The following is a 22,884-nucleotide window of genomic DNA, read 5'->3' as shown; positions in this document are numbered from 1 at the left end:
TAAAACAGAAGACACACATTATGGGTTTTGATTTTCAATATATGCTGGAGCTGATGCCAATCCTGCTCAAATATCTCGGCATTACAATAGAGTTAGCTTGCTGGGGCATGGTGCTTTCCATCATTTTATCGGTCATCATTGCGAATATCCGGGTCTTCCGAATTCCTGTACTCGATCAGATTTGCCAACTTTATATCAGCTATTTTCGAGGGACACCGCTGCTCGTCCAGCTTTTCCTCTTTTATTACGGGTTGCCACAAATTTTTCCGGTCATGACCGGGATGGATGCCTACAGTGCGGCGATTCTCGGTCTGGCACTCCATTTTGCAGCTTATATGGCGGAAACCATCCGTGCTGCCATTATTGGCGTAGACAGAAGCCAAATGGAAGCGAGCTTGTCTATCGGTATGACCACCGCACAATCGATGCGTCGTATTATCCTGCCACAAGCAACCCGAATCGCTTTGCCTTCACTGATGAACTACTTCATCGATATGATCAAATCAACCTCACTGGCATTTACGCTCGGTGTTGCTGAAATCATGGCAAAAGCACAAATGGAAGCCTCTTCCAGCTTTCATTATTTTGAAGCCTTTCTCGCGGTCTCTTTCATTTACTGGGGAATCACCATTATCCTGACCCGAGTCCAGAGCTGGGCAGAACACAAACTCAATAAGGCGTATATGAGATGATCAAGTTAACCAATATTCATAAACGTTTCGGAGAGAGTGAAATTCTCAAAGGCATTGATCTTGAAATCAATCAAGGTGAAATCATCGTCGTCATCGGATCAAGTGGTACAGGTAAATCGACACTGCTGCGCTGTGTGAATTTTCTGGAGAGTGCCGATCAAGGCACGATTACGATTGGCGATGTGAGCGTCGATAGTACCAACCCGAATAAAAATGATGTACTGGCACTGAGACGCAAAACCGGATTCGTCTTTCAAAACTATGCGCTATTTGCCCATCTCACCGCAAAACAAAACATTGCGGAAGGATTGATCACTGTCCTCGGCTGGAAGAAAGATCAGGCTTACGAGCGTGCTCAGCAAATTCTCAATGACATCGGCCTTGGGGATAAAAGTGAACAGTATCCGGCATCACTTTCCGGTGGTCAGCAACAACGGGTCGGGATCGGCCGGGCCATGGCTCAGGAGCCTGAATTGCTATTATTCGATGAACCGACATCAGCGCTCGACCCTGAGTGGGTAGGCGAAGTGTTGAGTTTAATGAAAAAGCTGGCCCGGGTTCATCAAACCATGCTGGTGGTCACCCATGAGATGCAATTTGCCAAAGAAGTCGCGGACCGCGTGATCTTTATGGCTGAAGGCAAAATTGTTGAACAAGGATCTCCACAGGATATCTTCGATAATCCACAGGATATCCGCTTGAAGAAATTCTTAAATCAGGTCGGGATCCAATAAGGATCCTTGAGATTTTATCCGTACAACGTATAATCGCCCGACCAAATTGAAATGAAGCGGCTTTGCTTTTATATCCGTTCTTGAAAACATCGGTTCTTGAAAACAGAGATAAAAGCAATTTATAAGCCAGAGATTCTGGTGCTTCGTTTCCCCAATTATTGACACCTTCGGTGGCAGTGATTACAATTCCGCCTCTTTGTTGCAAGGTGTCGGAATTTTCCCTCTTGTAAAAGAGGCAGAAAGAGCCCAACACCGGGTTTAACAAGAACCTAGAAACTACTGATCAGTAAGGTAAAAACAATGAAACGCACTTTTCAACCTACAGTTCTGAAGCGCAAACGTACTCACGGTTTCCGTGCTCGTATGGCAACTAAGAACGGTCGTAAAGTAATTAACGCACGTCGTGCGAAAGGCCGTGCACGCCTGTCAAAATAATCTGACTTATTTTGAACAAGTACGCTTTTCGTCGGGAGTTACGTTTGTTAACTCCCGAACACTACCGATACGTATTCCAGCAAGCCCATAGTGCTGGCTCGCCTCATTTTACCATCATTGCCCGTAAAAACGCTCTTTCCCACCCAAGACTGGGATTAGCCGTTCCGAAAAAACAGATAAAAACTGCCGTAGGCCGCAATCGTTTTAAGCGACTTGCTCGGGAAAGTTTTCGCCTGAAGCAGCACGAATTACCGCATAAAGACTTTGTCGTCATTGCGAAAAAAAGCGCTCAGGAACTCAGCAATGACGAAATAACAAAGCTGTTTGATAAACTATGGCAACGCCTGTCTCGCCCTTATCGTGGTTAGTCATCGGACTGATTTATCTATACAGATGGCTGATTAGCCCTCTGTTAGGACCACGTTGCCGATTTACACCGACCTGCTCCCGATATGCGATAGAAGCATTGAAAGCTCACGGTTTTGTAAAAGGATGTTGGTTATCAGGCAAACGTCTATTAAAATGCCACCCTCTGAATGAAGGGGGCTATGACCCCGTTCCACCTAACCCAAGACAAGACAGAGATAAATAACGATGGATTCTCAACGTAATATCCTGTTAATCGCTTTGGCGCTGGTTTCTTTCTTACTGTTCCAGAAATGGCAAGTAGCACAGAATCCTGCACCAACTGCGGTTGAGCAGACACAATCAAGTAGTTCAGTTCCTGCTGCTCCTCCAGGCTCAGATGAGTTTGAACCAGTATCAACTCAGGATGTTGCAGGGAAAATAGTGACCGTGAAAACAGACGTTCTCACACTTGCCATCAATACGGTCGGTGGCGATGTCATCTCGGCAAAACTGAATCAATATTCTAAAGAACTAAACTCAGCTCAACCTTTTGAACTGCTGAAAAAGAACAGTGATTTTCAGTTTATCGCTCAAAGTGGCCTGATCGGTCCACAAGGGATTGATAAAAGAGATGGTCGTCCGACTTATCAGGTAGCCCAAAACAATTATCAACTTGCCGATGGCCAAGATGAAGTTCGCGTCCCACTGACTTATCAGGCGAACGGTATTACCTATACCAAAACATTTACCCTGAAGCGTAACAGTTATGCAATTGATGTTGATTTCAACGTCAATAACCAGTCGGGCCAAAACGCAGCTGTCGGTATGTATGCGCATCTGCGTCAGACACTGGAAGCATCCGGTAGTAGCTTTGCCATGTCAACTTATCATGGCGGTGCGTACTCCACTGAGGAAACCCGCTACAAAAAATTCAGCTTTAGTGACATGAAAGATCACGCCCTCAATGAGACCTTGAACAATGGTCAAGGCTGGGCAGCGATGATCCAACACTATTTTGCTGCTGCATGGATTCCGCGTCAGGCACCGGATACCAAACTCTTTTCCCGGGTGATGACCAACCGTAATATTGGTGATATCGGTATCCGCGAACCAAACCGAATCATTGCATCAGGCGAAAGCACTGACTTCGATGCAACGCTATGGGTTGGCCCTAAACTGCAAGACCAAATGGCAGCAACCGCGCCAAACCTGGATCTCGTAGTAGATTACGGCTGGTTATGGTTTATTGCCAAACCACTACATAGCCTGCTTTCCTTTATTCAGGGGATTGTCTCTAACTGGGGTATTGCGATTATCTGTCTGACCTTTATCGTTCGTGGTGTCATGTACCCACTGACTAAAGCTCAGTACACTTCCATGGCAAAAATGCGCATGCTGCAACCAAAATTGCAAGCAATGCGTGAACGCATTGGTGATGATCGCCAACGCATGAGCCAGGAAATGATGGCATTATATAAATCAGAGAAAGTGAACCCGCTGGGCGGCTGTTTCCCGATTCTGCTGCAAATGCCGATCTTCATCTCGCTCTACTGGGCGCTGATGGAATCTGTTGAACTGCGCCACCAGCCATTCTTTGGTTGGATTCACGACTTATCAGCACAAGACCCATACTACATCCTGCCACTTTTGATGGGTGCCAGTATGTTTATGTTGCAGAAAATGAGCCCGACAACGGTTACCGATCCGATGCAACAGAAGATTATGACCTTTATGCCAGTCGCATTTACGGTTTTCTTCCTGTTCTTCCCATCCGGTCTGGTACTGTACTGGTTGGTCTCAAACATCGTGACCCTGATCCAGCAGATGGTCATTTACAAATCGCTGGAGAAGAAAGGTTTACACTCGAAGAAGTAAACCTGAGCAATGCGAAAAGAGGCGGCCAAAGGGTCGCCTTTTTATTAGCGGCTGATTACAATGCCCATCATACTATCCATCATCGATAGCGCCTTTTGGACTGAACAGACAAATTCACTATGACTACAGACACAATCGTTGCACAGGCAACACCGACAGGCCGTGGTGGTGTCGGAATCATTCGTGTATCCGGCCCGAAAGCGGCTGACGTCGCCCAAGCTTTGACGGGTAAAACACTCCGCGCCCGGTATGCAGAATATCTTCCTTTTCAGGATGAAGACGGTACCCAGTTGGATCAGGGCATTGCTTTGTTTTTCCCCAATCCTCATTCATTTACCGGTGAAGATGTGCTTGAGCTGCAGGGGCACGGTGGCCCCGTCGTCATGGATATGTTGATCCGCCGGATTTTAACCCTTCCCGGTATTCGGGCAGCACGTCCGGGAGAGTTTTCAGAACGCGCGTTCCTCAACGACAAACTGGATCTCGCGCAAGCAGAAGCCATTGCTGATTTAATCGATGCCAGTTCAGAACAGGCAGCCAAATCAGCGCTGCAATCGCTGCAAGGGCAATTCTCAACCCGAATCCATACGCTGGTTGAGTCGTTAATCCATCTGCGAATCTATGTTGAAGCTGCAATTGACTTCCCCGAAGAAGAGATCGACTTTCTGGCTGACGGTAAAGTGGCAGGCGATCTGCAAGCGATTATTGATAATCTGAACATGGTTCGGCGCGAAGCCAGCCAAGGCGCTCTGATGCGTGAAGGCATGAAAGTCGTCATTGCCGGACGCCCCAATGCCGGTAAATCCAGCCTGCTCAATGCACTCTCCGGTAAAGAATCCGCGATTGTCACAGATATCGCCGGCACCACCCGGGACGTGCTGAGAGAGCACATTCACATTGATGGTATGCCACTACACATTATCGATACCGCAGGGCTGCGGGAAGCTTCAGACGAAGTCGAACGCATCGGAATTGAGCGTGCCTGGGATGAAATCAAACAAGCTGATCGCGTTTTGTTCATGGTGGATGGCACCACAACCGATGCGACCGATCCGAAAGAGATCTGGCCGGATTTCGTTGATCGTCTCCCGGAAAGCATCGGGATGACGGTGATCCGTAATAAAGCGGATCAAACCAACGAAACGATGGGGATCTGCCACGTCAATGACCCAACATTGATCCGCCTGTCAGCAAAAACCGGCGAAGGGGTCGAAGCCTTGAGAAGCCATCTCAAAGACTGTATGGGCTTCACCGGCAGCCAAGAAGGTAGCTTCATGGCCCGCCGCCGCCACCTCGATGCCTTAGATAAAGCCGCCGAACACCTCGCCATTGGCCAACAACAACTCGAAGGCTACATGGCCGGAGAAATCCTCGCAGAAGAACTGCGCATCACCCAGCAGCATCTTAATGAGATCACCGGTGAGTTTAGTTCTGATGACTTACTGGGACGGATCTTTTCGAGTTTCTGTATTGGGAAGTGAATACCTGTGTGCTCAGGTTTGGTCTTGAATATTATCGGAGCACACAACCACCTTTATTCGACTTTTATTGTTCTTCTTAAATATAGCTCTGGAGGCATCTTACAAAATCCTGAAAACTGGGAGATTTATTGTCAATAACTTCCATATATAACGGAATTTTTTTCGCCCATTCTTTTTTCTTATCCATTACTAAAGTACTTCTTTTCTTGTTATTTAAAACCGTTGGCTCATCCGCTTCTGCCAGTTTTTCCCAAGTTCCACATATACTGTCTTGTTGATATTGCTCTAAGACCTGACTTTTAATCTTCGGATTAAACTTCTGGAGTGCAGCTACATCACCGAGATACCATGCTTCCAATTCCTCAATAGCGAATTGGAACCTAGCCTCAAAAGGGGTTTGGCAGTAATTCAGCAAAGATTCCAATTGTTGCAGAAATTCAGCAGAATTCTTGTCATCCAAATCGAGAAGTACCACTACAACTCTTTGTTCATCAATAATTTTTGCATAAGCCCTAAGTTTGGCCGGTAACTGATGCAGTAATGTCATATCTCTCGCGTTTGGTCTTAATTGTGGATCTGCTGGTAATTGACCAACCCCTCTATGTTTATGGATCTTCCATGTATGAGGTTCACCATAAGCCCCAACAATTTTCGGCATTAAAATAGATAAAGCTGTCAGTTCCGTTTTTCCTTCAACGAGGATTTCAAAATGCATTAATACACCTCGTTATAACTGGCTATCAATATGATCGCTATACCATAAGCTACCAAGAGGGATACCTTCTTCTACCATTGAAACTACTTCTTTGTATTCAGAAGCCCTTGTCAATGTAGAAAACCCATCATCCTTTTTCTCCAGAATCCAGACTTCGTTGGGTTCCAGAGCATCCACAAGGTAAGGCTGATGGGTTGTAATAAATAATTGAGATTTACCTTTTCGCCCCGTGGCATTAGCTCGGAACTCATCAACCAGAGACTCCAATAACTTGTGATATAAACCATTTTCCGGTTCTTCAATACAGATAAAAGGCGCTGGATCAGGATCTTCTAATAACAGCATATAGGCAAAAAGTTTTAAGGTTCCATCCGACATCTGCTGTGCATAAAATGGTTTGTCAAAACCTTCACTCTTAAAACGAAGTAATAATCGGCCATCAGGAGATAGTTCAGTATCAATATTTTGAATGCCCGGAATTTTTTCAGCTATGTCAGAAAGAACATTCTGAAACTTACGTGGATGTTCCCTTTCCATGAACTGGACAAAATTACCTAAATTTTCACCTTCACGATCAAGATGCTTTTGAGGTCCTGCTCGAGGAATATCACGAGCAGCATCCGGCCGGAAATAGGACAGATACCAGCCTTCAATAAACCTTCTAAATTTAGCAATTCTCGGATGATCTTTCAGATTCCCTAACGTCGCTATACCCAATTTCTGAATATTATCCAAATTCACTAACTGAGTTTCATTTGTTTCTTCTTTGAGATTCGGGTTTTCACTTTCCGCAAGCGCAGTACCAGACCATACTTTTCCCGAACCATGATTGAGTTCCAAAAACGAAAAAGGCCATCCATGTCTTTGTCCTTCACGTCGCTGCCTTAAACGTTCACTGAATACAACTGGTCGACCGTAGCTATCTTGACCAATTGATAACTCATAAGTAATCGGACGATCATTTTTAGATTCCCGATAGTAAATTTCAAATTCAATATTTCCATCGGTTCCGGAAGAACGCAAGCGCTCATAACCGCCACGCTGATTACGATGACACGCTTCATCAACACCGTATGTCAGACAATCTGCAAGAAAACCAAAAGCATCAAACAGCGAACTTTTCCCAGCACCATTTTTTCCAACAACGACAGTTAGTGGCGTTAATGGAGACTGTTTCTGGTCTTGCCAAGTTTTTCCGAGCGTTACATCACGCAACGATCTGAAATTACGAATTTTGAAACCTTCAATGAGCGCCATAAAATATTGCCCTATTCCGAAAAACACAGATGATCAGTATTTATTCAGTTTATTGTTTTCTCTGCTAAATTCCACGAATTTTTAGTCATTCTGAATCAAAGCCATTTGATTCAAACAAAGGAGAGCCCCGCTCTCCTTTTGCTTTTCAGTGTTACACCTCATCCTCTTGCTGTAACTGCAATTCATCAAAGGTAATCAGGTTATTGAGGTACAGCAGCACCTCTCGCAGTTCGTGCTGATTGGTTCCGGCATCGGTACACAGGCCGAGAAAATCGATCAGATAACCTCGGGCGGTCAGCGGTAAATTAGGGGTAAATTGCGCAGGCATATTGGCCTCCTTTGTGATGATTGGATATTCACCACCAAGGAGGTCCGAATCTCTGGAGGTGGTGAGCTGAACGGGTTCGAACTACCGTCACAAAGGAAACGGCCTGACCGAAGCCAGCCTCATTCAGCCCACCATAGTTCAAATAGGTGAAGCCATACATAATAAAGCCAGCAACCGCTGTCGTCTATGTACCTTTATGATCAATACGGGGTTCGAATCCCGACGCCGGAGATCACCGACGTGTGTTCAGCTTAAACAGCAGCGGGAGTTGCAGCGACTCCCTAAAGATAAATATTTGTTCTGACTCGAAGAAAGTCATCCTTTGGCCAACATCTTCATTACCTATTTTTACGAGTGATTTCACGGTTTGAGGGTGATCGATGTTCGAAATTCACAGCTACGCCTTCGCAGGAGTCTATGAACGGATCAAAAGCATGATCGATAATGCCCAAATCAGCACGCAGTGATGATCATGAATATTTACCCACAAACAACACACATCACTATACAAATTATCTCCCCGATCAGATCTCACGACCATGCACCGGTTGATCCCATGCTATCCACACAATATACAGTTACGTCTTTCTTTCCCGCTTCGGTTTGATTACTCTTATGCCTACGTTTTGTTTCTCGACACATGTTGCTGATCAGAATTCGTGTCAGTGCGTTTTATCGAAAGTAATCAAAGCATTCCATTTGTGAAATATCATTGTGAAGAGGATGAATATGATCCATATCATTACGGGGAGCACGCTCGGCAGCGCTGAATATGTCGGTGATCATCTTGATGAGCTATTACAGCAGCAAGGGCATGATACCGAGATCCATAATCAGCCGGTTCTGGCAGATATTCCGGCAGAAGGCATTTGGCTGATCATTACATCGACACACGGGGCGGGTGAGTATCCTGATAATATTCAGCCATTTATCCGGGCACTTCAAGATACGCCACCCAGAACGGATAAATTATCATTTGCTGTTGTGGCTATTGGTGATTCCAGTTACGACACATTTTGTGCCGCAGGAAAACATGCCTACGAGCTGCTGCTCGATATCGGGGCAACCCCGCTGACAGACTGCTATACACTGGATATTCTCGAACATCCGGTACCAGAAGATGCCGCTGGTGAATGGCTTACTCAACACATAGAACAATTCAACTGATGACGGATTGTATATAAAAATTGTGTATAAATAGTTACTCACAGGGTAGCCTCAACTGCCCTGAAATTACTCCCAAGCTTTTCCACATTAAACATGACGATGGATCCATTGCAAAGTGACATGCTTTTTATCTCTCATAACAGCTCTCACGGATCAATATCAGGGCTGAAACCACACCTTATGTCGCGATGATGGATGGATACAAAGCTCATTTCACTCATTAATATAAAACCAATTGCTTAAAATTATCTTTAATGAATGTTTTAAACGACTCAAAATCGACAATATCGGGTAAATAGGGGTGTTTAATATGGCGGCGAACAGCTTCCAAACACCATTCTTGAACATTTTCATTTTTGAAATGACAGCAGAAGAGACCGATCGATTCTTTTTTGAGCAACTCAAACTGTGGATAAATACAGAAAGATCCAGTGAAGAAGCTATAGTTATCCCAATGATAACTTATCACTATGCGGTGGGGTGTGAATAAGTGCCATTTTTGATCCCAGTTAATCCTCGATCTGATCAACGTTTGATCACAAAAAGTGATCGTATCGAACGTAATGATCCTGTTGATCATTTTTGGTTTATCCACAAAGATCGTCTTCCCTAATAGTAGATCTAATAAAAGATCTATATAAAGATCTTATATATTTATAAGGTTCAAGGATCAGGTGTAAAAACATAAAATCAATTTTCTAACGGAGATAAAAAAGGTAGAATGCGGCTCTTTTATTTCTTATACAGATCTGAATATCTGAGGTCGGTTCATGCTTTATCACGAAAATTTTGACGTCATTGTGGTTGGTGGCGGTCACGCTGGAACGGAAGCCGCTCTCTCCTCTGCACGCACAGGACAAAAAACATTACTCCTAACCCATAACATTGACACGTTAGGACAGATGTCATGCAATCCTGCCATTGGTGGGATCGGAAAAGGTCATTTGGTCAAAGAGGTTGACGCTTTAGGCGGGCTCATGGCTCAAGCGATCGATCATGCAGGTATTCAGTTCAGAACTCTGAACGCTTCAAAAGGCCCCGCAGTACGAGCAACCAGAGCTCAGGCGGATCGAGCTTTATACAAAGCTTATGTACGTCACGCGCTGGAAAATACTCCGAATTTGACACTATTTCAGCAAGCGGCTGATGATCTGATCGTCGAACAAGATCGTGTGATCGGGGTCGTAACTCAAATGGGGCTCAAATTCCACGCTAAAGCGGTTGTCCTCACCGTCGGTACATTTCTGGGCGGAAAGATCCATATCGGTATGGAAAACTACTCAGGTGGCCGTGCCGGTGATCCACCGTCGATCGCTTTAGCGCAACGCTTACGTGAATTGCCATTCAGGGTAGATCGTTTGAAAACAGGTACTCCGCCTCGGATTGATGCCCGTTCGGTCGATTTTTCTCAATTAGCAGCACAACATGGTGATGATCCGACCCCGATCTTTTCATTTTTAGGTCATCGTGATCAGCATCCGCGTCAGATCCCGTGCTATATCACTTATACCAATGAGAAAACCCACGATGTGATCCGCAATAATTTGGATCGCAGTCCGATGTATGCCGGTGTGATTGAAGGGATTGGTCCGCGTTACTGTCCGTCAATTGAAGATAAAGTGATGCGGTTTGCTGACAAGAACAGCCATCAGATCTTTATTGAACCGGAAGGATTAACCACCACAGAATTATATCCGAACGGGATCTCCACCAGCTTACCGTTTGATGTACAGGTACAAATCGTACAATCGATGCAAGGCTTTGAAAATGCGCATATTGTTCGTCCGGGTTATGCGATTGAGTATGATTTCTTTGATCCGCGTGATTTAAAACAGACCTATGAAACTAAATTTATTCACGGGTTGTTCTTTGCCGGTCAGATTAACGGCACAACCGGTTATGAAGAAGCAGCAGCACAAGGATTGATGGCTGGTTTGAATGCCAGTCTGTATGCCCAAGAAAAAGAAGGTTGGAGTCCGCGTCGTGATCAAGCCTACATGGGCGTATTGATCGATGATCTGTCAACGCTTGGCACTAGCGAGCCTTACCGAATGTTTACTTCTCGCGCGGAATATCGTTTGTTACTCCGTGAAGACAATGCTGATCTGCGTTTAACTGAAAAAGGCCGCGAGCTTGGTTTGGTCGATGATGTACGCTGGGCTCGTTTCAACCAGAAAGTTGAAAATATGGCACGTGAACGTCAACGGTTGAAAGACATCTGGATCAACCCAGAATCTGCGGGCGTTGAAGCACTGAATGAGATGTTAAAAACACCGGTTTCCAGAGAAGCAAGTGGTGAAGATTTATTACGTCGCCCGGAAATGACCTATGATTTACTGACGAGTTTGCCGCAGTATTCACCTGCGTTAGATGATCGTCAGGCAGCCGAACAGGTTGAAATTCAGGTCAAATATGAGGGGTATATTCAACGCCAGCAAGACGAAATTGAAAAATCACTGCGTCATGAAAATACCAAATTGCCGATTGATCTGGATTATAGCCTTGTCAAAGGGTTATCGAACGAAGTTGTGCTCAAACTGAATACGGCAAAACCTGAAACAGTCGGTATTGCATCACGTATATCCGGGGTGACACCTGCGGCTATTTCTATTTTGCTGGTCTATCTCAAGAAAAATGGGATGCTCAAAAAGGGAGAAGCTGCATAACATGGATACGCTGGCAGCACGTCTGGCACAGTTGATTGCTCAGACAGATCTCAAGGTAAGTGAACATCAGATGACACTGTTGCTCGGATATGTTGAGCGCTTGAATAAATGGAATAAAGCCTATAACTTGACATCGGTTCGCGATCCGGAAGACATGTTGGTGAAACATATCATGGATAGTATCGTTGTAAGCCCTCACTTACCCGGTGAGCACTTTATTGATGTCGGTACGGGGCCGGGCTTACCCGGGATTCCCCTTGCGATTATGAACCCTGATAAATGTTTTACATTGCTGGATAGTCTGGGAAAACGCATTCGGTTCATCAAACAGGTGGCTTATGAATTGAATATTCATAACGTGATACCGGTTCAAAGCCGGGTTGAAGATTTCCAGCCTGAAGATAAATTTGATGGTGTGCTCAGCAGAGCATTTGCTTCCATGGTAGATATGGTAAATTGGTGTCATCATCTCCCCAAAGCGGATGGTGGAGTTTTTTTGGCATTGAAAGGACAAATACCGCATGATGAGATAGATATGCTGCCTGAATGGTGTTTGGTGACGGATATTCAGTCTTTAGCCGTTCCTGAACTCGAAGGTGAGCGTCATCTTGTAATTTTATCGCGCAAGGAATAGACAACGAGGCATGCCGTGGGAAAAATAGTAGCAATCGCCAACCAAAAAGGTGGTGTTGGTAAAACAACGACTTGTGTCAATCTTGCCGCCTCGATGGCGGCAACGAAACGTAAGGTATTAGTGATTGATCTTGACCCGCAAGGCAATGCAACGATGGCAAGCGGTGTCGATAAGTATCAAATCGATTATACGGCTTATGATTTATTAGTTGAGGAAGTCCCGTTTCAGGAAGTTGTCTGTGAAAAGACAACCGGCCGTTATCATCTGATTGCTGCAAATGGTGATGTGACGGCTGCGGAAATAAAACTGATGGAAGTTTTTGCCCGTGAAGTCCGGTTGAAAAATGTACTCTCTTCGGTTCGCGATAACTATGATTTCATCTTTATTGATTGTCCTCCTTCTTTAAACCTCCTTACAATCAATGCGATGGCTGCTGCGGATTCAGTTCTAGTACCAATGCAATGTGAGTATTTTGCGCTTGAGGGATTAACGGCTCTGATGGATACCATTAGTAAATTGGCAGCTGTTGTGAATAGTAATCTGAAAATCGAAGGGTTACTGAGAACGATGTATGATCCTCGTAATCGACTCTCCAATGAGGTATCCGATCAATTAAAACAACACTTTGGTGACAAAGTGTACCGTACCGTTATTCCGCGTAATGTTCGTCTTGCCGAAGCACCAAGTCATGGTAAACCAGCGATGTATTATGATAAATATTCTGTTGGTGCCAAGGCCTATCTGGCATTAGCCGGAGAGATGTTGCGCCGAGATGAAGTCATTGCATAACTAAAAAAGGAATCCGCTTACATGTCTAAACGTGGTTTAGGAAAAGGCTTGGATGCGTTGCTTTCGACAAGTTCTATGGCACGAGAAAAGCAACAAGTGGCGACTCAGAGTCAAACGATGTCATCCGATGGTGAACTCGCTGAAATTTCTATTACCCACCTGAGACCCGGTATATACCAGCCTCGAAAAGATGTCTCCCCGGAGACATTGGAAGAGCTGTCAGCTTCGATTCAGGCTCAGGGAATCATCCAGCCGATCGTTGTGCGGCCTATCGATAACGGAAATTATGAAATTATTGCCGGGGAGCGACGTTGGAGAGCAGCCAGACACGCAGGTCTCAAACAAGTGCCTTGCTTGGTCAAACATGTAGAAGATCGTGCTGCGATAGCAATGGCTTTGATTGAGAATATTCAGCGGGAAGACCTGAACGCGATTGAAGAAGCTCAGGCGCTGGAGCGATTACAAGATGAGTTTAAACTGACTCATCAGCAAGTGGCGGACGCGATCGGTAAATCCCGGACGACGGTGACGAATTTATTGCGACTGAATCAGCTTGATGATGTTGTCAAATCACTGGTTGCTGAGAAAAAATTAGAAATGGGGCATGCGCGTGCGCTGTTGATGTTAGAGGGCGAGGCTCAGGTTGAGGTTGCCGGCCAGGTTGCGAAAAAGCAACTGACCGTTCGTCAGACTGAACAGCTCGTCAAAAAACAGCTATCACCGAAACCTGAAACACAGAAACCTATTGTAACGAATCATGCATTGAATTTATCGGATAGATTAGGTGAAATGCTGCAGGCTAAAGTTTCTGTGAACCTTTCTGATAAGGGGCAGGGGAAAATCACCATCAGTGTTGCTGACAGCCAAGCTTTGGAAGATATATTGCAATCATTGACTGCAAAACTAGAGTCATAACCCATAGAACCAATATGTTTATTTTTGCAATCATTGATTTACGTTTTATGGGTTTTTGTGATGTATCTAGAGTAATTGTAGGTCCGGCTTTATTGTAAAAGGTAAAGGCGGATGTATAATCGGCCTATAGTTAACGGGTGGTAACTTATGTTAAATAAATGGTTTATCTTGTCATTTTCGTGGCAGTTAGCCTTTTTTATAGTATTAGCTACCATTGTCGGCTATGTGCTGGATGAGAAAAGTGGTCTTTCTGCTTTTCTTGGGGGACTTACGTACATCGTACCTTCACTACTAGCGAATTTGTATATGCATAAAAGGCTGGATCGCGAAGATAATGCGGGTCTGGATGTTGGTCGTGCATATGTGGGCAATCTATACAAATTAATGATGACCGCTGGCGTTTTAGTGTTTATTTTTAGGGAAATCGACATAAATGCCGGGGCTCTTATTGTGTCTTATTGTCTGGCAAGTGTGGTGCAGTTCGTAACGTCATTTTTTTCAATCAACCGTGAATAGATAGGATATTCAATGTCTGGTTCAGGTGAAACCACTCTAACCTCTCAAGAATATATCTCTCACCACCTGACCTTTTTAAGTTCAGGAGACGGCTTTTGGAGTCTGAATATTGACTCAATGGTTATCTCTGTGCTTTTAGGGGCTGGTATGCTTTGGCTATTTTTTCGAGTTGCCAAAAATGCAACCAGTGAGGTTCCCGGGAAGCTACAGTGTTTCATCGAGATGATCGTTGAATTTGTAGACGGGACTGTTAGAGATGTATTCAGCGGAAAAAGTGCGTTAATTGCTCCATTAGCGATAACCATTTTCGGATGGGTGTTCCTGATGAACTTAATGGACTTGATCCCGGTAGATTTTCTTCCTCATGCAGCAAGCTTAGTTGGAATTCACTATCTTCGTGTCGTTCCTTCTGCCGATGTCAACATTACGCTATCGATGGCGTTGGGCGTCTTTATTTTGATTTTGTACTACAGCTTCAAGATTAAAGGGCCAATCGGGTTTGCAAAAGAGCTAACACTGCAGCCATTCAATCATTGGGCATTCATTCCAATCAACTTAATTTTGGAAGGGGTGACTTTGATTTCGAAGCCGGTATCACTGGGTCTTCGTTTGTTCGGTAACATGTATGCGGGTGAATTGATCTTTATATTGATTGCCGGTTTGTTACCGTGGTGGTCACAGTGGGTGTTGTCAGTGCCTTGGGCTATTTTCCATATACTGATCATCACATTACAAGCATTTATCTTCATGGTATTGACGATAGTTTATCTGTCTCAAGCTTCTGAAGATCACTAATTCAACTTAATCAATCAGAAACTCAATTAGTATAAAACTTGGAGTCAATAATGGAAAACTTGAACATGGATCTGCTGTATCTTGCAGCGGCAATCATGATGGGCTTGGCAGCGATTGGTGCGGCAATTGGCATCGGTATGTTGGGTGGTAAGTATCTTGAAGGTGCTGCTCGCCAGCCAGATCTTATCCCACTTATCCGTACTCAGTTCTTTATCGTGATGGGTCTTGTGGACGCGATTCCTATGATCTCTGTTGGTCTAGGTTTGTACGTCATGTTTGCGGTTGCTGGCTAATTAACACAATTCATTGTGTCTAGAAATTAGCTGGTGTTTTTAATTATTTGCAAACATAGAAGGAGTCTGCGGTGAATATAAACGCAACTCTGCTAGGTCAGGCTATTGCGTTCGCTATCTTTGTTTGGTTTTGCATGAAATATGTATGGCCACCATTGATGGCAGCGATTGAAGAACGTCAGAAAAAGATTGCTGACGGTCTATCAGCTGCTGAACGCGCTGAAAAAGACCTCGATCTAGCGAAAGCGAATGCTTCTGAACGTATCAAAGAAGCCAAGCAAGCAGCGGCTGAAGTTATTGAACAGGCGAACAAACGTAAAGCACAAATTCTTGATGAAGCGAGAGATGAAGCCATTGTTGAGCGTAATCATTTGATTGCTCAGGCTGAAGCTGAAATTGAGTCTTTGCGTATTCGTGCCAGAGATGACTTGCGTAAACAGGTTGCTGCTCTTGCTGTGGCTGGAGCTGAGAAGATTCTTGAGCGTTCTATTGATAAAGATGCGCATAAAGATATTCTCGATAGCATTACTGCGAAACTTTAATTAGGGGGGCGCAAATGTCTGATTTGACAACAATAGCACGCCCCTATGCTAAAGCAGCATTTGACTTTGCGGTAGAAAAAGGGCAACTCGACCAATGGGGTGAGATGCTTACTTTTGCTGCTGAAATCACTAAAAACGAACAAATTCATGAACTACTGAGTAGTTCTATGGCTGCCGATAAGTTGGCAGAGATTTTTGTTGCAGTTTGTGGTGAACAGTTTGATGAATACGGTCAGAACCTAATTAAGGTGATGGCTGAAAATGGGCGCTTAAGTGCGCTCCCTGATGTTTGTGAACTGTTTTTTGTGTTGAAAAAAGAGCATGAAAAACAGGTGGAAGTTGAAGTTGTTTCGGCAACGGAGCTCTCCGCAGAACAGAAAGCAGAGATCAGCAACAAACTGGAGCAGCGCCTCGAGCGCAAAGTTCAGCTGAATTGCAGTATAGATGAGGCCCTACTCGGTGGGGTAATTATTCGAGCCGGAGACTTAATCATCGATAACTCAGTACATGGCCGTTTGAGCCGTCTGAGCGATGCATTACAGTCTTGATGGGGATTGGAGCATGCAACTTAATTCCACGGAAATTAGCGATCTAATTAAACAGCGTATTGAACAATTCAATGTTGTTAGTGAAGCTCGCAATGAAGGTACTATCGTCTCGGTAAGCGATGGTATTATCCGCATCCACGGCCTGAAGGACGTGATGCAAGGTGAAATGATCGAATTACCGGGTGGCCGTTATGCCTTAGCACTTAACCTTGAGCGTGACTCGGTTGGTGCGGTTGTAATGGGCCCGTATGCTGACCTTAAGGAAGGCACTAAAGTTACAGGTACAGGTCGGATTCTTGAAGTACCAGTTGGTCCTGAAATGCTTGGTCGTGTGGTAAACACACTGGGTGAGCCAATTGATGGTAAAGGCCCAATTGATGCTAAATTGACTTCTCCGGTAGAAGTGATTGCACCTGGTGTTATCGATCGTAAGTCGGTTGATCAACCTGTACAAACTGGTTACAAATCTGTTGACTCAATGATTCCTATCGGTCGTGGTCAGCGTGAGTTGATTATCGGTGACCGTCAGACTGGTAAAACAGCAATGGCGATTGACTCGATTATCAACCAGAAAGATTCTGGTATTTATTCTATTTATGTTGCGATTGGACAGAAAGCTTCCACGATTGCCAACGTTGTGCGTAAGCTTGAAGAGCATGGCGCATTATCGAACACAATCGTTGTTGTTGCTTCTGCTTCTGAATCTGCGGCACTGCAATATCTGGCGCCTTATGCCGGATGTGCAATGGGTGAATACTTCCGTGATCGCGGTGAAGATGCACTGATTGTTTATGATGATCTGTCAAAGCAAGCTGTTGCTTATCGTCAGATTTCTCTACTATTGAAGCGCCCACCGGGCCGTGAAGCATTCCCTGGGGATGTATTCTACTTACACTCTCGTTTGCTTGAGCGTGCATCACGTGTCAGTGAAGGGTATGTAGAAAAATTCACCAACGGTGAAGTGAAAGGTAAGACAGGTTCTTTGACTGCACTACCTATCATTGAAACACAAGCTGGTGACGTTTCTGCATTTGTACCGACAAACGTAATCTCGATTACCGATGGTCAGATCTTCCTGCAAACTGAATTGTTTAATGCAGGGGTTCGTCCGGCTGTTGACCCGGGTATCTCGGTATCTCGTGTGGGTGGTGCTGCTCAGACGAAAATTATCAAGAAACTCTCAGGCGGTATCCGTACAGCGTTGGCACAATATCGTGAATTGGCTGCGTTTGCTCAGTTCTCTTCTGATCTGGATGATGCAACGAAGAGACAGCTTGATCATGGTCAGAAAGTAACTGAACTGATGAAGCAAAAGCAATATGCTCCAATGTCTGTTTTTGAGCAGGCACTGGTTATCTTTGCTGCGGAACGTGGCTATCTTGGAGATATTGAGTTAAATCGACTCCTTGATTTTGAAGCCGCACTACTGTCGTTCGCTCGTAATCAATATGCTGATTTAGCAGCTGAGATCAACAAGACTGGTGCTTATAACGATGACATCGAAGCGCAGCTGAAAAAGCTGGTCGATGAGTTTAAAGCAACTCAAACTTGGTAATCAAAGTCGGTGGCTTGATTGCCACCAACTAATGGAGAGTGACGATGGCCGGCGCAAAAGAGATACGTAGTAAAATCGGGAGTGTGAAAAGCACTCAGAAGATTACGAAAGCGATGGAAATGGTAGCGGCTTCTAAAATGCGTCGTAGTCAAGATGCAATGGAGTCTTCCCGTCCATACGCGGAAACAATGCGTAAAGTGATCGGTCATGTGGCAAATGCGAATCTGGAATATCGTCATCCGTATCTGGAAGAGCGTGAAGCCAAACGTGTTGGTTATATCATCATTTCTACCGACCGTGGATTGTGTGGTGGCCTGAACATTAATTTGTTCAAAAAAGCCCTGCTGGATATGAAATCCTGGTCGGAGAAGAATGTTGACGTTGAGTTAGCCGTTATCGGTTCAAAAGCGACAGCGTTTTTCAATAACAGCGGTGCCAAAGTGTCTGCTCAGACTTCCGGGCTCGGAGATACTCCGTCTCTGGAAGACTTGATCGGCTCTGTTAATGTCATGCTGAAAAAATATGATGAAGGTGAGTTGGATCGCCTCTATGTGGTGTTTAACCGTTTTGTGAACACCATGGTGCAAGAACCAACGATCGATCAATTGCTACCTTTGCCTAAATCAGACAGCAAAGAAGTAAAGCGTGAGCATTCATGGGATTACCTCTATGAACCTGAACCAAAACCTCTACTCGATATGTTGTTGCAACGTTATGTAGAGTCTCAGGTTTATCAAGGGGTAGTTGAGAATCTTGCTTGTGAGCAAGCGGCTCGAATGGTTGCTATGAAAGCTGCAACTGATAATGCGGGTAACCTGATTGAAGATCTTGAGCTTGTGTATAACAAAGCGCGTCAAGCGGCAATTACACAAGAATTATCGGAAATCGTGGGCGGCGCAGCTGCGGTTTAAGTGAAGGTCAAATAAATAGTTTAGAGGATTAACGATGGCTACAGGTAAGATCGTACAGATCATTGGTGCAGTAGTCGACGTAGAGTTCCCACAGAGTGAAGTACCTAGTGTTTACGATGCTCTGAATGTTGTCGATGCGAAAGAACGTCTGGTTCTTGAAGTTCAGCAACAACTAGGCGGTGGCGTAATTCGCGCCATCGTTATGGGTAGCTCGGATGGTTTACGTCGTGGAATGACAGTAGAAAATACTGGCGCTCCAATCTCAGTACCTGTCGGTACTAAAACGTTAGGTCGTATCATGAACGTTTTAGGTGATGCGATTGATGAGCGTGGTGATATCGGTGCAGAAGTAACGTACTCAATTCACCGTGAAGCGCCAAGCTACGAAGAGCAGTCAAGTGCGACTGAGCTTTTAGAAACAGGTGTTAAGGTTATTGACTTGATTTGCCCGTTTGCGAAAGGGGGTAAAATCGGTCTGTTCGGTGGTGCTGGTGTTGGTAAGACCGTCAACATGATGGAGCTGATCAATAACATCGCACTGCAACACTCTGGTTTGTCTGTATTTGCCGGGGTAGGTGAGCGTACTCGTGAAGGGAACGACTTCTACTACGAAATGCAGGAAGCGGGTGTTGTTAACATCGAAAAACCTGAAGAATCTAAAGTAGCGATGGTTTACGGCCAGATGAACGAACCACCGGGTAACCGTCTGCGTGTTGCTCTGACTGGTTTGACAATGGCTGAGAAGTTCCGTGACGAAGGTCGTGATGTACTTCTGTTTATCGATAACATCTACCGCTATACCTTGGCGGGAACAGAAGTTTCAGCATTGTTGGGCCGTATGCCTTCTGCGGTAGGTTATCAGCCGACACTGGCGGAAGAAATGGGTGTGCTGCAAGAACGTATCACGTCAACTAAAACTGGTTCTATCACGTCTGTACAGGCGGTATATGTCCCAGCGGATGACTTGACTGACCCGTCACCGGCGACAACATTTGCCCACTTGGATGCAACGGTTGTATTGAACCGTAACATCGCGGCAATGGGTTTGTATCCGGCGATTGACCCGCTAGATTCAACGTCTCGTCAGCTTGATCCACTCGTTGTTGGTCAAGAACATTACGATGTCGCTCGTGGTGTTCAGTCAACACTTCAACGCTATAAAGAGTTGAAAGATATCATTGCGATTCTGGGTATGGATGAGCTTTCTGAAGACGATAAGCTGGTGGTTGCCCGTGCACGTAAGATCGAGCGTTTCCTGACTCAGCCTTACCACGTTGCTGAAGTATTTACTGGTGACCCGGGGATTTATGTCCCTCTGAAAGAAACCCTGCGTGGTTTCAAAGGTCTCCTTTCCGGTGAATATGATGACGTTCCTGAACAAGCGTTTATGTACTGCGGTGCAATTGATGACGCTGTTGAGAATGCGAAGAAGCTATAAGGCTGACTAGGAGGCGATATGGCATCAATACCCTTTCATCTGGACGTTGTGAGTGCCGAGAAGAAACTTTTCTCTGGCATGGTTGAAACGTTTCAGGTGACCGGTAGCGAAGGTGAACTTGGTATTTACCATGGTCACGCTCCGCTTCTGACCGCTATAAAGCCTGGTATGGTGCGTATTGTGAAGCAGCACGGCCACGAAGAAATTATTTATGTTTCTGGTGGTATAGTGGAAGTTCAGGCAAGTACCTCAACGGTACTTGCTGATACAGCCATTCGTGGTGAAGATCTAGACGCAGCAAAGGCGGAAGAAGCCAAACGTCGTGCTGAAGAGAAAATTCAGAATCATCAGGGCGGGATGGACTTCGCGCAGGCGGCCAGTGAACTGGCTAAAGCCATTGCTAAGCTACGAGTAATCGAGCTGGTTAAAAAACGTCGTTAAACCATTTATGACGTTTAAAAAGGCGACTTAAGGTCGCCTTTTTTCGTTTTCCCACAAAAATTCTTGCTGATGATTTAACTATTGGGACTTTCCCATATAAAATCAGAGATCTCTTTCCGATTCAGTATAAAGGTAATCCATGAAATTCAGTGCCGTGATTTTAGCTGCGGGCAAAGGGACCCGAATGTATTCTCAATTGCCCAAGGTGCTCCATACGCTGGCTGGCAAACCGATGGTCAAACATGTGATTGATACATGTCAGGGGAGTGGTGTTCAGCAAATTCATCTTGTTTATGGTCACGGTGGCGAGTTGATGCAACAACAACTTTCAGCTGAATCCGTCAACTGGGTGTTGCAGGCGCAACAACTGGGGACAGGCCATGCGGTTGATCAAGCCGCTCCGTATTTTCAGGATGATGAGCAGATCATCGTATTGTATGGTGATGTGCCACTGATCTCGGAAGAGACAATCGACAATCTACTCGCTTCACAGCCACAAGGCGGAATCGCGCTACTCACCGTGGTATTAGACAACCCTACGGGTTATGGGCGGATTATCCGTCACAATGATGCTGTCGTTGCGATTGTGGAGCAAAAAGACGCTTCAGAAGCAGAACTGGCGATTCGAGAAGTGAATACCGGTGTGCTGGTGGCTTCCGGCAAAGATCTGAAACGCTGGTTGTCCGGATTAGAAAATAATAATGCTCAGGGTGAGTATTATTTAACGGATGTGATTGCCGCTGCCCATGCAGAAGGAAGAACCATTCAGGCGGTTCACCCGCTTGAGCCGATGGAAGTTGAAGGCGTGAATGATCGGGTTCAGTTGTCTCGGTTGGAAAGGGCATATCAGCATTCGCTGGCAAATAAGTTGTTAATGCAAGGCGTGATGCTGCGGGATCCGGCTCGGTTCGATCTCAGGGGGCAGTTGCAGTGTGGCTATGATGTCGAAATTGATGTCAATGTCGTCATTGAAGGCAGCGTCTCGCTGGGAAACAATGTGATTATCGGTGCCGGTTCGGTGCTGAAAGATTGTGAGATTGATGACAACACTATCATTCGTCCGTACAGTGTGATTGAAGGGGCTACCGTCGGAGAAATGTGCACCGTCGGGCCGTTTACTCGTTTGAGACCTGGCGCTGAGTTAAAAGATGACGCGCACGTCGGTAATTTTGTTGAAGTTAAAAATGCACGTTTAGGTCAAGGTTCGAAAGCCAATCACCTTACTTATTTAGGGGATGCTGAAATCGGTGATCGTGTGAACGTTGGTGCCGGGGTAATTACCTGTAACTATGATGGTGCCAATAAATATAAAACCGTGATTGGTGATGATGTATTTGTCGGATCTGACAGTCAGCTGGTGGCACCGGTGACGATTGAAGATGGTGCTACTATTGGTGCGGGGACGACATTAACGCGCAATGTTGCTCAGGGTGAGTTGGTGATTACCCGGGCGAAAGAGCGCCGGGTTGAAGGCTGGCAAAGACCGGTGAAGAATAAGCCATGATTGGATGGCCGATGGTTCAGCATGAATGAACGCTCATCACTGAAAAAGGCTCCTGTTAGGAGCCTTTGTTGTTGTATAGAGAAAACCCCCAGCTAGGCTGGGGGTTCCGTAAAGCTTACAGCTATAAGTCAGTTATATAACCCCTTTCAATTTGATAAAAACGTCTTGTGGTCTGGCAACTACAAGAGTTAATTAAGAATTGAAAGGGGGTCCCAATGGGGGACGAAAAGAGCTTAGCGCACACGCGCTGGAACTGTAAATACCACATAGTGTTTGCACCGAAATATAGAAGACAAGTGTTCTAC

The 22,884-nt window shown here is 45.2% G+C and carries 27 protein-coding genes; 24 read left to right on the top strand and 3 right to left on the bottom strand.

The genetic code is table 11. The features are described 5' to 3' along the window. The first annotated feature begins 20 nt into the window (after positions 1–20). The 7 genes from VR7878_RS09255 to mnmE all read left to right on the top strand — a co-directional run bounded on the left by VR7878_RS09255 (position 21) and on the right by mnmE (position 5,565). Entirely contained in the window at positions 21–692 is a 672-nt protein-coding gene (locus VR7878_RS09255) for an amino acid ABC transporter permease (protein WP_077335508.1), read from the top strand. Continuing rightward, positions 689–1,426, top strand: coding sequence for an amino acid ABC transporter ATP-binding protein (locus VR7878_RS09250; RefSeq protein WP_077335506.1), 738 nt, complete (start codon positions 689–691; stop codon positions 1,424–1,426). The genes VR7878_RS09255 and VR7878_RS09250 overlap by 4 nt, the downstream gene beginning before the upstream one ends. 300 nt (positions 1,427–1,726) lie before the next feature. Beyond that, complete coding sequence (rpmH, locus tag VR7878_RS09245; RefSeq protein WP_005378825.1) at positions 1,727–1,861, top strand: 50S ribosomal protein L34; 135 nt, start codon at positions 1,727–1,729, stop codon at positions 1,859–1,861. A gap of 11 nt (positions 1,862–1,872) precedes the next feature. Continuing rightward, entirely contained in the window at positions 1,873–2,229 is a 357-nt protein-coding gene (gene rnpA / locus VR7878_RS09240; RefSeq protein WP_077335504.1) for a ribonuclease P protein component, read from the top strand. Further along, a complete protein-coding gene (yidD, locus tag VR7878_RS09235; RefSeq protein ID WP_074374016.1) occupies positions 2,196–2,453 on the top strand; it encodes a membrane protein insertion efficiency factor YidD in 258 nt (85 codons plus the stop codon). The genes rnpA and yidD overlap by 34 nt, the downstream gene beginning before the upstream one ends. A 2-nt stretch (positions 2,454–2,455) precedes the next feature. Further along, complete coding sequence (gene yidC, locus VR7878_RS09230; RefSeq protein WP_077335502.1) at positions 2,456–4,084, top strand: membrane protein insertase YidC; 1,629 nt, start codon at positions 2,456–2,458, stop codon at positions 4,082–4,084. Positions 4,085–4,203: 119 nt separating this feature from the next. Further along, entirely contained in the window at positions 4,204–5,565 is a 1,362-nt protein-coding gene (gene mnmE, locus VR7878_RS09225) for a tRNA uridine-5-carboxymethylaminomethyl(34) synthesis GTPase MnmE (RefSeq protein ID WP_077335500.1), read from the top strand. 76 nt (positions 5,566–5,641) lie between these two features. Here mnmE and VR7878_RS09220 read toward each other — a convergent pair whose 3' ends face one another. The 3 genes from VR7878_RS09220 to VR7878_RS21065 form a co-directional block, all read right to left on the bottom strand. Beyond that, complete coding sequence (locus VR7878_RS09220; protein WP_077335498.1) at positions 5,642–6,280, bottom strand: DUF4276 family protein; 639 nt, start codon at positions 6,278–6,280, stop codon at positions 5,642–5,644. Positions 6,281–6,292: 12 nt separating this feature from the next. Continuing rightward, on the bottom strand, positions 6,293–7,537 hold the full coding sequence (locus VR7878_RS09215; protein ID WP_077335496.1) for an AAA family ATPase: 1,245 nt from the start codon (positions 7,535–7,537) through the stop codon (positions 6,293–6,295). A 151-nt stretch (positions 7,538–7,688) separates the two neighbouring features. Beyond that, positions 7,689–7,865, bottom strand: coding sequence for a hypothetical protein (locus VR7878_RS21065; protein ID WP_159440446.1), 177 nt, complete (start codon positions 7,863–7,865; stop codon positions 7,689–7,691). Positions 7,866–8,594: 729 nt separating this feature from the next. Between VR7878_RS21065 and mioC the strand changes: the two genes are divergently transcribed. The 17 genes from mioC to VR7878_RS09130 all read left to right on the top strand — a co-directional run. Beyond that, a complete protein-coding gene (mioC, locus tag VR7878_RS09210; protein ID WP_077335599.1) occupies positions 8,595–9,032 on the top strand; it encodes an FMN-binding protein MioC in 438 nt (145 codons plus the stop codon). Between the two features lie 310 nt (positions 9,033–9,342). Continuing rightward, positions 9,343–9,522, top strand: coding sequence for a hypothetical protein (locus VR7878_RS20845; protein ID WP_139344063.1), 180 nt, complete (start codon positions 9,343–9,345; stop codon positions 9,520–9,522). 280 nt (positions 9,523–9,802) lie between these two features. Then, positions 9,803–11,698: a tRNA uridine-5-carboxymethylaminomethyl(34) synthesis enzyme MnmG gene (mnmG, locus tag VR7878_RS09200; protein ID WP_077335492.1), complete on the top strand. Its 1,896-nt coding sequence runs from the start codon at positions 9,803–9,805 to the stop codon at positions 11,696–11,698. Position 11,699: 1 nt separating this feature from the next. Next, positions 11,700–12,332, top strand: a complete 633-nt coding sequence (rsmG, locus tag VR7878_RS09195) for a 16S rRNA (guanine(527)-N(7))-methyltransferase RsmG (RefSeq protein WP_077335490.1) — start codon at positions 11,700–11,702, stop codon at positions 12,330–12,332. Between the two features lie 15 nt (positions 12,333–12,347). Beyond that, positions 12,348–13,121: a ParA family protein gene (locus VR7878_RS09190; protein WP_077335488.1), complete on the top strand. Its 774-nt coding sequence runs from the start codon at positions 12,348–12,350 to the stop codon at positions 13,119–13,121. 21 nt (positions 13,122–13,142) lie between these two features. After that, the gene (locus tag VR7878_RS09185; protein ID WP_077335486.1) at positions 13,143–14,036 is read left to right on the top strand and encodes a ParB/RepB/Spo0J family partition protein; all 894 of its coding nucleotides are present in this window, start codon (positions 13,143–13,145) and stop codon (positions 14,034–14,036) included. Positions 14,037–14,183: 147 nt separating this feature from the next. Beyond that, a complete protein-coding gene (locus VR7878_RS09180; RefSeq protein WP_077335484.1) occupies positions 14,184–14,552 on the top strand; it encodes an ATP synthase subunit I in 369 nt (122 codons plus the stop codon). A gap of 12 nt (positions 14,553–14,564) precedes the next feature. Next, positions 14,565–15,347, top strand: a complete 783-nt coding sequence (atpB, locus tag VR7878_RS09175) for a F0F1 ATP synthase subunit A (protein ID WP_077335482.1) — start codon at positions 14,565–14,567, stop codon at positions 15,345–15,347. A 50-nt stretch (positions 15,348–15,397) separates the two neighbouring features. Next, positions 15,398–15,640: a F0F1 ATP synthase subunit C gene (atpE, locus tag VR7878_RS09170; protein ID WP_021021406.1), complete on the top strand. Its 243-nt coding sequence runs from the start codon at positions 15,398–15,400 to the stop codon at positions 15,638–15,640. Between the two features lie 71 nt (positions 15,641–15,711). Continuing rightward, complete coding sequence (atpF, locus tag VR7878_RS09165) at positions 15,712–16,182, top strand: F0F1 ATP synthase subunit B (protein WP_077335480.1); 471 nt, start codon at positions 15,712–15,714, stop codon at positions 16,180–16,182. A gap of 14 nt (positions 16,183–16,196) precedes the next feature. Beyond that, positions 16,197–16,730, top strand: coding sequence for a F0F1 ATP synthase subunit delta (atpH, locus tag VR7878_RS09160; RefSeq protein ID WP_077335478.1), 534 nt, complete (start codon positions 16,197–16,199; stop codon positions 16,728–16,730). Between the two features lie 13 nt (positions 16,731–16,743). After that, positions 16,744–18,285, top strand: coding sequence for a F0F1 ATP synthase subunit alpha (atpA, locus tag VR7878_RS09155; RefSeq protein ID WP_077335597.1), 1,542 nt, complete (start codon positions 16,744–16,746; stop codon positions 18,283–18,285). 44 nt (positions 18,286–18,329) lie between these two features. Then, positions 18,330–19,196, top strand: a complete 867-nt coding sequence (atpG, locus tag VR7878_RS09150) for a F0F1 ATP synthase subunit gamma (RefSeq protein ID WP_077335476.1) — start codon at positions 18,330–18,332, stop codon at positions 19,194–19,196. 34 nt (positions 19,197–19,230) lie between these two features. Next, entirely contained in the window at positions 19,231–20,634 is a 1,404-nt protein-coding gene (gene atpD, locus VR7878_RS09145; protein WP_077335474.1) for a F0F1 ATP synthase subunit beta, read from the top strand. Positions 20,635–20,652: 18 nt separating this feature from the next. Next, a complete protein-coding gene (locus VR7878_RS09140) occupies positions 20,653–21,075 on the top strand; it encodes a F0F1 ATP synthase subunit epsilon (RefSeq protein WP_077335472.1) in 423 nt (140 codons plus the stop codon). Between the two features lie 139 nt (positions 21,076–21,214). Continuing rightward, complete coding sequence (gene glmU / locus VR7878_RS09135; RefSeq protein ID WP_077335470.1) at positions 21,215–22,579, top strand: bifunctional UDP-N-acetylglucosamine diphosphorylase/glucosamine-1-phosphate N-acetyltransferase GlmU; 1,365 nt, start codon at positions 21,215–21,217, stop codon at positions 22,577–22,579. A 215-nt stretch (positions 22,580–22,794) separates the two neighbouring features. Beyond that, positions 22,795–22,884: transposase (locus VR7878_RS09130; protein WP_205409443.1), on the top strand; the 90-nt coding region annotated here is incomplete at its 3' end.

Source organism: Vibrio ruber DSM 16370 (genome assembly GCF_900163965.1).
Lineage (GTDB): Bacteria > Pseudomonadota > Gammaproteobacteria > Enterobacterales > Vibrionaceae > Vibrio > Vibrio ruber.
Note: the sequence above shows the minus strand (reverse complement) of the source record. Positions and strands in the feature narration are given on the sequence as shown.

Coding starts and splice junctions, on each gene's coding strand:
- yidC (WP_077335502.1), top strand. CDS start 2,456: ATGGATTCTCAACGTAATATCCTGTTAATCGCTTTGGCGCTGGTTTCT.
- VR7878_RS09250 (WP_077335506.1), top strand. CDS start 689: ATGATCAAGTTAACCAATATTCATAAACGTTTCGGAGAGAGTGAAATT.
- atpG (WP_077335476.1), top strand. CDS start 18,330: ATGGCCGGCGCAAAAGAGATACGTAGTAAAATCGGGAGTGTGAAAAGC.
- atpD (WP_077335474.1), top strand. CDS start 19,231: ATGGCTACAGGTAAGATCGTACAGATCATTGGTGCAGTAGTCGACGTA.
- VR7878_RS09215 (WP_077335496.1), bottom strand. CDS start 7,537: ATGGCGCTCATTGAAGGTTTCAAAATTCGTAATTTCAGATCGTTGCGT.
- VR7878_RS09140 (WP_077335472.1), top strand. CDS start 20,653: ATGGCATCAATACCCTTTCATCTGGACGTTGTGAGTGCCGAGAAGAAA.
- rpmH (WP_005378825.1), top strand. CDS start 1,727: ATGAAACGCACTTTTCAACCTACAGTTCTGAAGCGCAAACGTACTCAC.
- mnmE (WP_077335500.1), top strand. CDS start 4,204: ATGACTACAGACACAATCGTTGCACAGGCAACACCGACAGGCCGTGGT.
- atpE (WP_021021406.1), top strand. CDS start 15,398: ATGGAAAACTTGAACATGGATCTGCTGTATCTTGCAGCGGCAATCATG.
- atpA (WP_077335597.1), top strand. CDS start 16,744: ATGCAACTTAATTCCACGGAAATTAGCGATCTAATTAAACAGCGTATT.
- VR7878_RS20845 (WP_139344063.1), top strand. CDS start 9,343: ATGGCGGCGAACAGCTTCCAAACACCATTCTTGAACATTTTCATTTTT.
- VR7878_RS09180 (WP_077335484.1), top strand. CDS start 14,184: ATGTTAAATAAATGGTTTATCTTGTCATTTTCGTGGCAGTTAGCCTTT.
- VR7878_RS09185 (WP_077335486.1), top strand. CDS start 13,143: ATGTCTAAACGTGGTTTAGGAAAAGGCTTGGATGCGTTGCTTTCGACA.
- VR7878_RS09220 (WP_077335498.1), bottom strand. CDS start 6,280: ATGCATTTTGAAATCCTCGTTGAAGGAAAAACGGAACTGACAGCTTTA.
- atpB (WP_077335482.1), top strand. CDS start 14,565: ATGTCTGGTTCAGGTGAAACCACTCTAACCTCTCAAGAATATATCTCT.
- glmU (WP_077335470.1), top strand. CDS start 21,215: ATGAAATTCAGTGCCGTGATTTTAGCTGCGGGCAAAGGGACCCGAATG.
- mioC (WP_077335599.1), top strand. CDS start 8,595: ATGATCCATATCATTACGGGGAGCACGCTCGGCAGCGCTGAATATGTC.
- VR7878_RS21065 (WP_159440446.1), bottom strand. CDS start 7,865: ATGCCTGCGCAATTTACCCCTAATTTACCGCTGACCGCCCGAGGTTAT.
- yidD (WP_074374016.1), top strand. CDS start 2,196: ATGGCAACGCCTGTCTCGCCCTTATCGTGGTTAGTCATCGGACTGATT.
- atpH (WP_077335478.1), top strand. CDS start 16,197: ATGTCTGATTTGACAACAATAGCACGCCCCTATGCTAAAGCAGCATTT.
- VR7878_RS09255 (WP_077335508.1), top strand. CDS start 21: ATGGGTTTTGATTTTCAATATATGCTGGAGCTGATGCCAATCCTGCTC.
- rsmG (WP_077335490.1), top strand. CDS start 11,700: ATGGATACGCTGGCAGCACGTCTGGCACAGTTGATTGCTCAGACAGAT.
- mnmG (WP_077335492.1), top strand. CDS start 9,803: ATGCTTTATCACGAAAATTTTGACGTCATTGTGGTTGGTGGCGGTCAC.